Here is a 13,561-nt window from a genome sequence, read left to right as displayed (position 1 = left end):
GATATAGAGTTAATTTGCGCTTTTTTACATGACCAATGAATCAGAAACAATATGAGAGATGTGATAGCAAGGATGCAATAAGTTAGATCTGCCCATGGATAGTTCATGAAACAACCCTGAACTGTACGAAACAGTAATTGAATTTAAGCTCAATTAGTGATAAAATGGAGAACAGAGTAAAATTAGACAAGGAGTACACTACTGATTATGGGTTTAATACAGAAAATATTTGGTACACATAGTGAAAACGAATTAAAACGAATATATCCAATAGTTGATCAGATTGAAGCATTGGATTCACAGATGCAGGCACTTTCTGATGAGGAACTGAGAGGAAAAACAAAAGAATTTAAACAACGTCTGAATGAGGGGGAAACATTAGACGATATTTTACCGGAAGCATATGCAACAGTACGTGAAGCGGCTTATAGAAGTCTTGGTATGAAACATTATCGTGTACAGTTGATTGGTGGTATTATTTTACATCAGGGACGAATTGCAGAGATGAGAACAGGTGAAGGTAAGACACTGGTTTCTACATTACCTGCTTATTTGAACGCATTGAGCGGAAAAGGCGTTCACATTGTAACAGTCAATGATTATCTTGCAAGACGTGATGCAGAGTGGATGGGAAAAGTACACCAGTTTTTAGGACTGACAGTCGGAGTAGTTCTCAATAGCATGGAAAGTGAAGAGAGACGTGCGGCTTACGATTGTGATATTACTTACGTAACCAATAACGAGCTTGGATTTGATTATCTGAGAGATAATATGGTTATTTATAAAGAGCAGCTTGTACAACGCGGATTGAATTTTGCAGTTATTGATGAGGTCGACTCAGTATTGATCGATGAGGCAAGAACACCATTGATTATTTCTGGACAGAGCAGTAAATCAACAAAATTATATGAAGCCTGTGATATTCTTGCGCGTCAGTTGGAACGTGGAGAGGCAAGTGGTGAATTCTCTAAGATTAATGCCATTATGGGAGAAGATATCGAGGAAACAGGCGACTATATTGTAAATGAGAAAGAAAAATCTGTAAACCTGACAGAAGATGGTGTGAAGAAGGTAGAGAAATTCTTCCATATTGAAAACCTTGCCGATCCGGAAAATCTTGAGATTCAGCATAATATTATTCTTGCATTGCGTGCACATAACCTTATGTTCCGTGATCAGGATTATGTGGTAACACCAGAGGGAGAGGTTGTTATTGTCGATGAGTTTACAGGTCGTATCATGCCTGGACGCCGTTATTCAGATGGTCTCCATCAGGCAATCGAGGCTAAAGAGCATGTAAAAGTGATGAGGGAAAGCAAAACTCTTGCAACGATTACATTCCAGAATTTGTTTAATAAATATGAGAAAAAGAGTGGTATGACAGGTACTGCCTTGACAGAGGAAAAAGAATTTAGAGATATTTATGGAATGGACGTTATCGAAATTCCAACAAACCTTCCGGTTCAGAGAAAGGATTTAGATGACGCTGTTTATAAGACAAAAGAGGAAAAATATAAGGCTGTTGTAGAGGCAGTAAAAGAAGCACATGCAACAGGCCAGCCTGTTCTGGTAGGTACAATTACAATTGATGTATCAGAATTACTTAGCAAGATGTTGAAAAAAGAGGGAATCCCTCACAATGTTTTGAATGCAAAATACCATGAACAGGAAGCTGAGATTGTAGCAGATGCCGGAATACATGGAGCTGTTACAATTGCTACAAACATGGCTGGTCGTGGTACGGATATTAAGCTGGATGATGAATCAAAGGCAGCAGGTGGATTGAAGATTATCGGTACAGAACGTCATGAATCTCGTCGTATTGATAATCAGCTGCGTGGTCGTGCAGGTCGTCAGGGTGATCCGGGAGAGTCTCGTTTTTATATTTCTTTGGAAGATGATCTGATGAGATTATTCGGTTCCGAAAAATTAATGTCCGTATTTAACACTTTGGGTGTAGAAGACGGAGAGCAGATTGAACATAAGATGCTTTCTAATGCAATAGAAAAAGCACAGAAGAAAATTGAGAGCAATAACTATGGAATTCGTAAGAATTTATTGGAATACGACCAGGTTATGAATGAACAGCGTGAAATCATTTACGAAGAGAGACGACGCGTTCTGGATGGCGAGAGTATGCGCGATACAGTTTATAATATGATCACAGAATATGTGGAAAATCTGGTCGATCGCTGTGTGTCACCGGATGTAGATCCGGAAGAATGGGATTTGACAGGACTTGAAGTTTCACTTCATGATGTTATTCCGCAATTAAAATTCCCTACAGCAAAAGAAGTTGAAGACATGCAGCAGAAGGAACTGAAGCATTTATTGAAAGAAAAAGCTGTTAAAGCATATGAAGGTAAAGAAGCAGAATTCCCAGAACCGGAACAGATCCGAGAGATGGAACGGGTTGTATTGTTAAAAGTGATTGATGCAAAATGGATGGATCACATTGACGATATGGATCAGCTGCGACAGGGAATTGGTCTTCAGGCATATGGTCAGAGAGATCCGCTGGTAGAATATAAAATGATGGGATATGATATGTTCGGCGAAATGACGAATGCCATCGCAGAGATGACAATCAAGACGTTGTTTAATATCCGTGTTGAGCAGAAAGTAGAGCGTGAGCAGGTTGCGAAAGTAACAGGAACGAATAAAGACGAGACGGCTGTACGAACTCCGAAAAAACGCGAAGAGAAGAAAATATATCCAAATGATCCATGCCCTTGCGGAAGTGGAAAGAAATACAAACAGTGCTGCGGAAGAAAGATTGTATAATTTTTGCAGATAATTATAAAAATGAAAGAGGTGAATAAGGTGGTTTTGTTAGATGAGTTGAAACAGACGTTGACAGCATATGAAGAACCGCTGAAAGATTTGAGGGATTCACTTTGACTTAGCGTCAAAGAAAGAACGAATCGAAGAATTAGAAAGAAGAATTGAAGAACCTGGATTTTGGGATAATCCGGAGGAATCTCAGCAGACAATGAAATATTTGAGAGGACTCCAGGATTCTGTAAAACAGATTGAACAAATGTTTACAGATTATGAGGATATCGGTCTTCTGATAGAGATGAGTGAAGAAGAACCTGATGACGATACGATACAAGAGATACAAGAGGATCTGGAGCGGTTTAAAGAAGAGTTTGAAGAGTTGAGAATACAGACGCTTCTTACAGGAGAATACGATAAGTGCAGTGCAATCCTGACGATTCATGCAGGAGCAGGCGGAACGGAATCCTGTGACTGGGCCAGTATGCTGTATCGTATGTATACACGTTGGGCCGAGAAAAAAGGATATTCAGTAGAAGTGCTTGACTATCTGGAAGGCGATGTGGCAGGAATAAAAGGTGTAACAATTGAAATTCAGGGAGAAAATGCATATGGGTATCTGCGCTCCGAAAAGGGTGTGCATCGTCTTGTGCGTATTTCACCATTTAATGCAGCAGGTAAACGACAGACTTCGTTTGCATCTTGCGACGTGATTCCGGATATTCAAGAGGATATTGAAGTTGAGATTAACGATGATGATCTTCGAATTGACACGTATCGTTCCAGCGGAGCCGGTGGACAGCATATTAATAAAACATCTTCTGCAATTCGAATTACGCATTTGCCAACGGGAATTGTAGTACAGTGTCAAAATGAGCGTTCACAGCATATGAACAAAGATAAAGCAATGCAGATGTTGAAAGCAAAATTATATTTGCTGAAACAGCAGGAGCAGGCGGACAAGATGTCAGGTATCCGCGGTGAAGTAAAGGATATTGGATTTGGCAATCAGATTCGTTCATATGTTATGCAGCCATATACAATGGTAAAAGATCACAGAACGAACGAAGAAATCAGTAACGTGAATGCAGTTATGGATGGCTATCTGGATCCGTTTATTAATGCATATTTGAGTGCGAATTAGATGATAGATGTGTATAGCAAGAAAGGGAGAATGAAATGGTAAATATAGCAGTATTAGGTTATGGCACAGTAGGATCAGGAGTAGTTGAAGTCATTCATACCAATCATGAACGGATTAACCAAAGAATCGGGGATGAGTTGAATGTGAAGTATGTTCTGGATCTGAGAGATTTTCCGGGAGATCCGATACAGGAAAAATTGGTACATGATTTCAACGTGATCGTAGAAGATCCGGATGTACAAATCGTAGTCGAGGTAATGGGCGGAATTGAGCCTGCATATACTTTCGTAAAACGTTCCCTTCAGGCTGGAAAGAGTGTTGCAACATCAAATAAAGCATTGGTAGCTAAGCATGGAGCAGAATTATTGTCTATTGCCCGCGATAAGAATATTAACTTCTTGTTTGAAGCAAGCGTTGGAGGCGGAATTCCGATCATCCGTCCTTTGAACTCTTCATTGACAGCAGATGAAATTGAAGAAATAACAGGTATTTTGAATGGAACAACAAATTATATGCTTTCCAAAATGTTCTATGAAGGTGCAGATTATGCAGAAGTTTTAAAAGAAGCGCAGGATAAAGGATACGCAGAGCGAAATCCGGAAGCAGATGTAGAAGGCTATGATGCGTGTCGTAAAATCGCGATTTTATCTTCTTTAATTTCAGGACAGCAGGTTGATTTTGAAGATATTTATACAGAAGGTATCACAAATATCACAAAAGAAGACATGATGTATGCAAAAGAAATGGGAATGACGATTAAATTACTTGCGTCAAGTAAAAGAGACAACGATCATTTGCATGCAATTGTAGCTCCGGCATTACTGCATAAAGAGCATCCTCTTTACAATGTAAATGATGTGTTCAATGCGATTTTTGTTCATGGAAATGTTCTTGGAGATGCAATGTTCTACGGAAGTGGAGCGGGTAAACTTCCAACAGCGAGTGCAGTTGTCGCAGATGTTGTTGATGAGGCAAAACATTTGAATCGTAATATCATGACAATGTGGAAAAATGAGAAGTTAGAGCTTCTTCCACTTGATAATACGAGTAAGAAATTTTTTGTTCGAATCAAAGGTGATGCCGAAGCTATGAAGGCACATTTGGAGAGCTCATTTGGTCCGATTTCAATTGTGAAAGTAGATGGATTGAATGGTGAGTTCGGCTTTGTTACGGAAGAGATGACAGAAGGAAGTTATAAAGAAAAATCAGCAGAGTTTCCGGGAATCATCCATATGATCCGTATAGAAGAATAAGAACAATGGATTTATGAGATACAAAAGATAGTTTAAAGATATAAAAGAACCATGAGATTTACTTGGAAAAAGTAAGTCTTATGGTTCTTTTGCCTAGTGCGATGCATTTGCTGAATCTAATAACGTATGAATCATGGCACGTGTGTCAGAAGAAGAATCACGATATTTTAAAATCAAATCAATCTCATCTTGCATCAAAATAATGGAATCATTAGATTTTCCTTCGATAGCAAAATGATAATCTCCTGATTCATGGATGATATAGGTTTGGTTAAAAGGTTTAATGATGAGTTCTTCCATTGAAACGTTATAAAGCTCACATAGTCTGATTAACAATCCAATATCCGGATCACGATTAGCTCTTTCATAATTAGAGTAAGCTTGGCGTGAGATGTTAAGATACTTGCTCAGTTTGTCCTGTGTATAACCACGTGCTTTGCGGTATTTTCGTAAATTTTTTGCAAGCTGTAAGTTCGCCACGATGCTCCTCCTTGTTGAAAATTAATATGATTATTATATCAATTTCCAATAAGGAAAGAATCATACGCAACAAAAATGAGCAAAAACGTAAAATGTAAACAAATGATTACAAAACGGTGCGCTGACTTAAATTACTGTTATGGTATTCAGAAGAAAATGTTACATCTTCGCCGAACCATACAGGAGGTATAAAAGAAAGTGCGCTTTCTTCGTCGTGGAATTCTACTTCTGCAAGAACCAGCCCTTGTAAATCTTCAGAAAAAATATCTAATTCGATTTTTAAATCGGAGCAGGTGCCTCGCGTAATAAAACGTGACAAAGGAATTACATAGCGTTTTTTTGAAATAATTCGACCATCAACTTTAGATTTTAAGTGGTTGTAAGCATCTTTAGTGAGTGGGAGATTATATTCTTCCCGGCTCATCAGCCCTTTTGATTTGTAGGTAAGAAAATAATCTTCATTGTCTTTGCGGATGCGTACAACAGGCTCCGTGCACAAATATCCTTGTTCGATGTGATGAACAGGATAATCTTCAGGTGAAAAAGGCAGTTTTGTGGCATCAATTAAATATTTTCGTTCAATTTCCATGGTAATCTCCTAATGTTTATAAGTAAGTGTAGTTATAGTATATACATGATTTTAAGGTTTAATGGGATTAATTTCAATAAAAAAGCCAAAGATTCTTGTTAGTTCGGAAAGAGTATATTAAAATATTACTGTTAAATTAAATTGCGGAGGAGGAATGGTACAATGAAAAAAGTATGTGTATTTTTAGCAGACGGATTTGAAGAAATAGAAGGTTTGACGGTTGTTGATATTTTGAGAAGAGCAAAGGTAGAAGTTTCGACAGTTTCAATTATGGATACTCTTGATATTCATGGAGCACATGGGATTAACATAAAAGCAGATCAAATGTTTGATGAGGCTGATTTTAGCGTAGCAGATATGCTGGTTCTTCCGGGTGGAATGCCGGGAACGTTACATTTGGGTGAGCATAAAGGGGTGCAGAACATTTTGAAAGATTTTCATAATGAGAAGAAGAACATCGCTGCTATATGCGCGGCTCCGAGTGTGCTTGGGAAGTATGGAATTTTGGAAGGAAGAAGAGCTTGCTGTTATCCATCATTTGAGGCTCAGCTTACAGGTGCCGAAGTTGTGTTTGAACCGGTTGTACAAGACGGACACATTGTTACAAGCAGGGGAATGGGAACAGCAATTCCATTCGCATTAAAGCTGACAGAAGTTTTATGCGGAGCAAAAGCAGCAAATGAAGTAAAAGAATCTATTTTATTTGTATAAAAATTATTCAAAAAGCTAAGAAAACAGCAAAAAACACTGGAAATAAGGGGATGTTTGTGCTATACTGTTTCAATGACTGCGAATGTATATTAGTAACTGGCTGATAAACATTTCGTGTAAAAACGCATAAACAGGGTTGTGCAATAGAATGTCAGCAGGCACAACATGCGTTGAGATCTATAGGGTCTTCGAATATAAAAGAATATCAATCAGCATGCATAATCTGCTGAGAAGATACAAATCAAGGAGGAAGTAAAGATGAGTTTACAGGTAGAAAAGTTAGAACATAACATGGCAAAACTTACTATCGAAGTTGCAGCAGAAGAGGTAGAGAAAGCTTTACAGGCTGCTTATTTAAAACAGCGTGGGAAAATCAATATCCCAGGATTCCGTAAAGGTAAAGTGCCACGCCAGATGATTGAAAAAATGTATGGAGCTGAAATCTTCTATGATGAAGCAGCAAACAAGATGATCTCTGAAGCATATGGAAAAGCATATGATGAGTGTGAATTAGATATCGTTTCACAGCCATCTATCGATATCGTACAGTTAGAAAAAGGAAAAGATTTCATTTTCACAGCAGAAGTAGCTACAAAACCAGAAGTAAAACTTGGTGAGTATAAAGGACTTAAAGTAGACAAATATTCTACAAGAGTTACACAGAAAGAAGTAGACGAGGAAATCGAAAAAGAGCGTGAGCGTAATGCAAGAACTGTTGAAGTAACAGATCGTGCAGTTGAAGATAAAGATATCGTAACACTTGACTTTGAAGGATTCGTAGACGGTGTTGCATTTGAGGGTGGAAAAGGAACAGACTATCCACTGACAATCGGTTCCGGTTCATTTATCCCAGGATTTGAAGAGCAGCTGATCGGAGCTGAGATCGATAAAGAAGTTGAAGTAAAAGTAACATTCCCAGAAGAGTATCAGGCAGCTGAACTTGCTGGTAAAGATGCTGTATTCAAATGTACAGTACATGCTATCAAAGCAAAAGAGCTTCCAGAAGCTGACGATGAATTTGCATCAGAAGTATCTGAGTGCGAAACAATGGAAGCATACAGAGCAGAAGTAAAACAGAAAATCAAAGACAGAAAAGAATCTGAAGGAAAAGCAAAGAAAGAAGATCAGGCAGTAGAGCAGGCAATCGAGAATGCAGAGATGGATATTCCACAGCCAATGATCGATCTTCAGGTAAGACAGATGGCAGATGATTTTGCACGTCGTATCCAGCAGCAGGGACTGACAGTAGAGCAGTACTTCCAGTTCACAGGACTGACACAGGAAAAGATGATGGAAGAGTTCGAGCCACAGGCTGTTAAGAGAATCAAAACAAGACTTGTTCTCGAAGCAATTGTAAAAGCTGAGAACATCGAAGTATCTGACGAACGTTTAGATGAAGAAATCCAGAAGATGGCAGATGCATATCAGATGGAATTTGATAAACTCAAAGAGTACATGGGAGAAGCAGAAGCTGCTCAGATGAAAGAGGATATCGCAGTTCAGGAAGCTGTAACATTGATTACAGATGCATCAGTAGAAGGCTAAGATGCGAATATAGAAGGGAGCTGACAGTCTTATGAGTTTAGTACCATATGTCATTGAACAGACAAGCCGAGGAGAACGCTCCTACGACATCTATTCTAGACTGTTAAAAGATAGAATTATCTTTTTGGGAGAAGAAGTAACAGATGTGTCTGCAAATATTATTGTGGCACAGCTTCTTTTCCTGGAAGCAGATGATCCAAATAAAGACATCCAGCTGTATATCAACAGTCCAGGTGGATCTGTGACAGCCGGGATGGCAATTTATGATACAATGCAGTATATCAAATGTGATGTATCTACAGTATGTATCGGCATGGCTGCAAGTATGGGTTCATTTCTTCTTTCAGGAGGTACAAAAGGAAAACGTTTTGCACTTCCAAATGCAGAGATTATGATCCATCAGCCATCAGGCGGAGCGCAGGGACAGGCAACAGAGATTCAGATTGCCGCAGAACATATTTTGCGCACACGTCAGAAATTAAATGAGATTTTGGCAGCCAATACAGGACAGCCTTTAGAAGTTATCCAGAAAGATACAGAAAGAGATAACTTTATGTCTGCACAGGCAGCGAAAGAATATGGATTAATTGATGAAGTAATTGCAAATCACTAAGAAGTGAGTGCAATATGAGGTGAGAGTAGTATGGCAGGAAAAATCGGTGATGATACAGTCAGATGTTCTTTCTGTAATAAAACACAGAACCAGGTACGCAAGTTAATTGCAGGTCCAAATGGCTCCTACATCTGTGATGAGTGTGTTGAAGTTTGTTCTGAGATTATCGAAGAAGAATTTGAATATGAAGAGAGAAACAGATTCTCTGATATTAATCTTTTAACACCGGAAGAAATTAAGGCGTTTTTGGATGATTATGTAATCGGTCAGGATGAGGCGAAAAAAGTGCTGGCAGTATCTGTTTATAATCATTATAAGAGGATTATGGCAGGTCAGGATTTAGGAGTAGAACTTCAAAAGAGTAATATTTTAATGCTTGGACCAACTGGGTGTGGAAAGACACTTCTTGCACAGACCCTTGCAAAAATATTAAATGTTCCATTTGCAATAGCAGACGCAACTGCATTGACAGAGGCCGGATATGTTGGAGAAGATGTTGAGAATATTCTTCTCAAAGTCATTCAGGCAGCGGATGGAGATATTGAGCGTGCAGAGCATGGAATTATTTATATCGATGAGATTGATAAGATTACAAGGAAATCTGAAAATCCGTCAATTACCCGAGATGTATCGGGAGAGGGAGTACAGCAGGCACTCTTAAAGATTATTGAAGGAACAGTTGCTTCTGTACCACCACAGGGAGGAAGAAAACATCCTCATCAGGAATTGATTCAGATTGATACTACAAATATACTTTTTATTTGTGGCGGAGCATTTGAAGGAATTGAGAAGATCATTGAGACTCGTCTGGATAAAAAATCTATTGGATTTAATGCAGAGATTGCATTACAGCACGAATACGATGTAGATGTCTTGTTGAAGCAGATTTTACCGCAGGATTTAACAAAGTTTGGTTTAATTCCAGAATTGGTAGGTAGATTACCAATTACAGTTTCATTAGATATGCTTGATCAGAAAGCATTGGTTCGTATTATGACAGAACCGAAGAATTCTATTGTTAAACAGTATCAGAAATTACTGGAGCTGGATGGCGTGAATTTGGAATTTGATCGTGAGGCTCTGAATGCAATTGCGGAAACATCAATGGCTAGAAAAACAGGAGCCAGAGGTCTGCGTGCAATTATGGAAGATATTATGATGGATACAATGTTTAAAGTTCCATCAGATGAAACCATTAAAGAATGCAGAATCACAAAAGATGTTGTTAATGGGAAAAGCAAGCCGTTGTATCAACGTGACGGAGAAGAGCGTCAGTCATTTTTGACATCTGAAAGTGCATAATATTGTTGCTTGTAAGGTGATTCTGGCAACAACAGATGAATCAGAATTTAGCAGCTTGACTGCAAAAAGATAACGAGAGGCGGGTAACTAGGTGAATACTGGGTATCCGCTTTCTTTTTATATAGATGAGAGTTATAATAAATACGAAAATTAACCAGATACTGGTTTATAAATAGAGATACATAAGGAGATATTAAGATGGCAGAACAAAGATTAAATCTTCCTATGGTACCCCTTCGAGGGCTTACCATTATGCCGGAAATGATAGTACATTTTGATGTGAGCAGAGAAAGCTCTATCGCAGCTGTACAGGAGGCAATGGCAGAGGAACAGAAAATTTTTCTGGTTTCACAAAAAAGTATAGAGACAGAGAAGCCGACGCAAGAAGACGTATTTGAAATAGGTACAATTGCAACAGTAAAACAAATTATGAAATTACCAAAGCAAATAATGCGTGTTCTTGTAGAAGGAGAAGTGAGGGGCCGTTTGATAAATATGAGTGATGATGCACCTTATTTACAGGCGGAAGTAGAAATAATAGAAGATGACGAAGCTATGCCTGAAACTTTGGATGATCAGGCTATGTTACGAGGATTGAAAGATATTTTCGTAGAATACGCAGCAAAGAATGGTAAATTTTCAAAAGAATCCATCGGAGAAATATTAGAGATTCAAGATGTAAAAAAACTGGTGGATGAGATTGCTGCAAATGTTCCATTGCCATATATGGAGCTTCAGGACATTTTAAATCAAACAGAGTTTGAGCAACGTTATGAGACGCTTTGTTTTAAGCTTGTAAACGAAATACAGATTATTGCGATTAAAGATGAGATACGCACAAAAGTAAAAGAACGTGTAGATAAGCATCAGCGCGAGTATATTTTAAGAGAACAATTAAAGTTGATCAGAGAAGAACTTGGCGAAGATTCCACAATTTCAGACGCGGAAGAATTTGAATCAGCAACGAAGAAATTGAATGCACCGAAAGAAGTGAAAGAAAAATTATTTAAAGAAATCAAAAGATTCAAAAGCTCTATGAATTCTCCGGCAGAAATTGGTGTTATACGCACATATATTGAAACACTGTTGGAAATGCCGTGGAATAAGACAGTGAAAGAAAATACTGATTTGGCCTATGCGGAAAAAATATTAGATACAGATCATTATGGACTTGAACAAGTAAAGGAAAGAGTATTAGAGTTTCTGGCGGTGCGGACATTGACAAAAAAAGGTGAAAGCCCGATACTTTGTTTGGTTGGACCTCCGGGAACCGGAAAGACTTCCATTGCAAGATCACTTGCAAGAGCACTTCAGAAACCTTATGTGCGGATTTCACTTGGGGGTGTTCGTGATGAGGCAGAAATCCGTGGTCATCGAAGAACTTATGTTGGAGCAATGCCTGGTAGAATTGCGAACGGTTTAAAAACTGCAGGTGTCAAAAATCCGGTTATGTTGCTGGATGAAATTGATAAAGTCAGTTCAGACTATAAAGGAGATACATTTTCTGCATTACTTGAAGTATTAGATAGCGAGCAGAATAGTAAATTCCAGGATCATTACATGGAAGTGCCATTGGATTTGTCAGAAGTACTGTTTATTGCTACGGCAAACTCACTTCAGACGATTCCACGTCCATTGTTAGACAGAATGGAAATTATTGAAATCAGCAGCTATACAGAGAACGAAAAACTTCATATTGCGGAAGAACATTTGATTCCTAAACAGTTAGAGAAACATGGATTGACCTCAGATACATTATCAATCAGTAAACGAGCAATCTGGAAGATTGCTGAAAATTATACAAAGGAAGCCGGAGTCAGACAGATGGAGCGAGAAATCGGCAACATTTGCAGAAAGACGGCGAAAGAACTTCTGACGACGGATAAAAAGAAAATATCTGTAACAGAGAAGAATCTGCATAAATACCTTGGAAAAGAGAAGTATAAATATCAGATGGTTAATCCGGCAGATGAAGTAGGTATCGTGCGAGGACTTGCATGGACCAGTGTTGGGGGCGATACACTTCAAATAGAAGTAAATGTAATGCCTGGAAAAGGAGAAATTGCATTAACAGGACAGCTTGGAGATGTAATGAAAGAATCGGCTGGGGCAGGAATCAGTTATATTCGTTCAGTCAGTGAAAAATACGAGATTACAGCAGATTTCTTTGAAAAACACGATATTCATGTACATATTCCGGAAGGAGCAGTGCCAAAAGACGGTCCTTCAGCGGGAATTACAATGGCAACAGCTATTTTATCTGCAATTACAGCAAGAAAGGTACGTGCAGATCTGGCAATGACAGGAGAAATCACCTTAAGGGGAAGAGTACTTCCAATTGGTGGACTGAAAGAAAAACTACTTGCTGCAAAGAATGCCGGAATTAAGACTGTGCTTGTTCCAAAAGAAAATCAAGTGGATGTGGAGGAACTAAGTTCTGAAATAACAAAAGGCTTAGAAATTATTCCGGTAGAATCTATGGATGAAGTTTTGAAAGAAGCATTGGTGTAAAACAGAAAATGATATAGGAGAACGTTATGGTAATTAAAAATATTAACCTGGAAACAGTATGTGGTATTACAAGTAAACTCCCGGAAAATGAACTGCCAGAAATTGCATTTGCAGGTAAATCAAATGTTGGTAAATCTTCCTTGATCAATGCGTTAATGAACAGAAAATCTTATGCAAGAATTTCTGCAACGCCAGGAAAAACGCAGACGATTAATTTTTATAATATCAATGAAGAAATGTATCTTGTAGACCTTCCGGGATATGGTTATGCGAAGGTTTCCGAGAAAGACAAAATCGAATGGGGAAAATTAATTGAAAGATATCTTCATGGTTCAAAACAGTTAAGAGCAGTATTTTTGTTGATAGATATCCGTCATGACCCATCTGCAAATGATAAGATGATGTATGATTGGATTGTCGAACAGGGATTTGAACCGATTATTATTGCCACAAAGTTAGATAAATTGAAAAGAAGTCAGGTTCAGAAACATGTGAAAATGGTAAAGACGGGATTGAATTTAGTTCCGGGAACAAAGATTATTCCATTTTCTTCTGTAACAAAACAAGGTCGGGATGAAATTTGGGAACTTGTGGAGACAGAATATCTTGGCAACGAGGATGAGACGGAGGAATAA

Annotated in this window: 11 protein-coding genes; 9 read left to right on the top strand and 2 right to left on the bottom strand. The window is 38.4% G+C overall.

Annotated elements, in window-relative coordinates; translation table 11 throughout:
• The first annotated feature begins 207 nt into the window (after positions 1-207).
• From secA to LQE94_RS04730, 3 genes are all read left to right on the top strand, one after another.
• Positions 208-2,784, top strand: coding sequence for a preprotein translocase subunit SecA (secA, locus tag LQE94_RS04740; protein WP_240577138.1), 2,577 nt, complete (start codon positions 208-210; stop codon positions 2,782-2,784).
• Between the two features lie 39 nt (positions 2,785-2,823).
• Positions 2,824-3,922 (top strand): peptide chain release factor 2 gene (gene prfB, locus LQE94_RS04735; RefSeq protein WP_186864988.1). Its coding sequence is split into 2 segments (ribosomal slippage): positions 2,824-2,886 and positions 2,888-3,922, totalling 1,098 coding nucleotides; the frame shifts between segments, so codons are not numbered across the junction.
• A 35-nt stretch (positions 3,923-3,957) separates the two neighbouring features.
• On the top strand, positions 3,958-5,175 hold the full coding sequence (locus tag LQE94_RS04730; RefSeq protein ID WP_118723537.1) for a homoserine dehydrogenase: 1,218 nt from the start codon (positions 3,958-3,960) through the stop codon (positions 5,173-5,175).
• Positions 5,176-5,268: 93 nt separating this feature from the next.
• Here LQE94_RS04730 and LQE94_RS04725 read toward each other — a convergent pair whose 3' ends face one another.
• Positions 5,269-5,655, bottom strand: coding sequence for a helix-turn-helix domain-containing protein (locus LQE94_RS04725; protein WP_186864987.1), 387 nt, complete (start codon positions 5,653-5,655; stop codon positions 5,269-5,271).
• Between the two features lie 106 nt (positions 5,656-5,761).
• The gene (locus LQE94_RS04720; protein ID WP_022075571.1) at positions 5,762-6,244 is read right to left on the bottom strand and encodes a CYTH domain-containing protein; all 483 of its coding nucleotides are present in this window, start codon (positions 6,242-6,244) and stop codon (positions 5,762-5,764) included.
• A gap of 162 nt (positions 6,245-6,406) precedes the next feature.
• Here LQE94_RS04720 and LQE94_RS04715 point away from each other — a divergent pair, with 162 nt between their 5' ends.
• From LQE94_RS04715 to yihA, 6 genes are all read left to right on the top strand, one after another.
• On the top strand, positions 6,407-6,955 hold the full coding sequence (locus LQE94_RS04715) for a DJ-1 family glyoxalase III (RefSeq protein ID WP_118723539.1): 549 nt from the start codon (positions 6,407-6,409) through the stop codon (positions 6,953-6,955).
• A 258-nt stretch (positions 6,956-7,213) separates the two neighbouring features.
• Complete coding sequence (gene tig, locus LQE94_RS04710; protein WP_022075569.1) at positions 7,214-8,500, top strand: trigger factor; 1,287 nt, start codon at positions 7,214-7,216, stop codon at positions 8,498-8,500.
• Positions 8,501-8,531: 31 nt separating this feature from the next.
• Positions 8,532-9,113, top strand: a complete 582-nt coding sequence (clpP, locus tag LQE94_RS04705; RefSeq protein ID WP_022075568.1) for an ATP-dependent Clp endopeptidase proteolytic subunit ClpP — start codon at positions 8,532-8,534, stop codon at positions 9,111-9,113.
• A 30-nt stretch (positions 9,114-9,143) separates the two neighbouring features.
• Positions 9,144-10,415, top strand: a complete 1,272-nt coding sequence (gene clpX, locus LQE94_RS04700; protein WP_117989267.1) for an ATP-dependent Clp protease ATP-binding subunit ClpX — start codon at positions 9,144-9,146, stop codon at positions 10,413-10,415.
• A gap of 198 nt (positions 10,416-10,613) precedes the next feature.
• Complete coding sequence (gene lon, locus LQE94_RS04695) at positions 10,614-12,926, top strand: endopeptidase La (RefSeq protein WP_240577137.1); 2,313 nt, start codon at positions 10,614-10,616, stop codon at positions 12,924-12,926.
• A gap of 26 nt (positions 12,927-12,952) precedes the next feature.
• Positions 12,953-13,561, top strand: a complete 609-nt coding sequence (gene yihA / locus LQE94_RS04690) for a ribosome biogenesis GTP-binding protein YihA/YsxC (RefSeq protein WP_118723541.1) — start codon at positions 12,953-12,955, stop codon at positions 13,559-13,561.

The sequence above is a fragment of the Mediterraneibacter sp. NSJ-151 genome (assembly GCF_022487435.1).
Classification (GTDB): domain Bacteria; phylum Bacillota; class Clostridia; order Lachnospirales; family Lachnospiraceae; genus Schaedlerella; species Schaedlerella hominis.
Note: the sequence above shows the minus strand (reverse complement) of the source record. Positions and strands in the feature narration are given on the sequence as shown.

Excerpts from the sequence above, each read along its gene's own strand:
- LQE94_RS04730 (WP_118723537.1), top strand. The coding sequence starts at position 3,958 with ATGGTAAATATAGCAGTATTAGGTTATGGCACAGTAGGATCAGGAGTA.
- yihA (WP_118723541.1), top strand. The coding sequence starts at position 12,953 with ATGGTAATTAAAAATATTAACCTGGAAACAGTATGTGGTATTACAAGT.
- tig (WP_022075569.1), top strand. The coding sequence starts at position 7,214 with ATGAGTTTACAGGTAGAAAAGTTAGAACATAACATGGCAAAACTTACT.
- clpX (WP_117989267.1), top strand. The coding sequence starts at position 9,144 with ATGGCAGGAAAAATCGGTGATGATACAGTCAGATGTTCTTTCTGTAAT.
- lon (WP_240577137.1), top strand. The coding sequence starts at position 10,614 with ATGGCAGAACAAAGATTAAATCTTCCTATGGTACCCCTTCGAGGGCTT.
- LQE94_RS04715 (WP_118723539.1), top strand. The coding sequence starts at position 6,407 with ATGAAAAAAGTATGTGTATTTTTAGCAGACGGATTTGAAGAAATAGAA.
- secA (WP_240577138.1), top strand. The coding sequence starts at position 208 with ATGGGTTTAATACAGAAAATATTTGGTACACATAGTGAAAACGAATTA.
- clpP (WP_022075568.1), top strand. The coding sequence starts at position 8,532 with ATGAGTTTAGTACCATATGTCATTGAACAGACAAGCCGAGGAGAACGC.
- LQE94_RS04720 (WP_022075571.1), bottom strand. The coding sequence starts at position 6,244 with ATGGAAATTGAACGAAAATATTTAATTGATGCCACAAAACTGCCTTTT.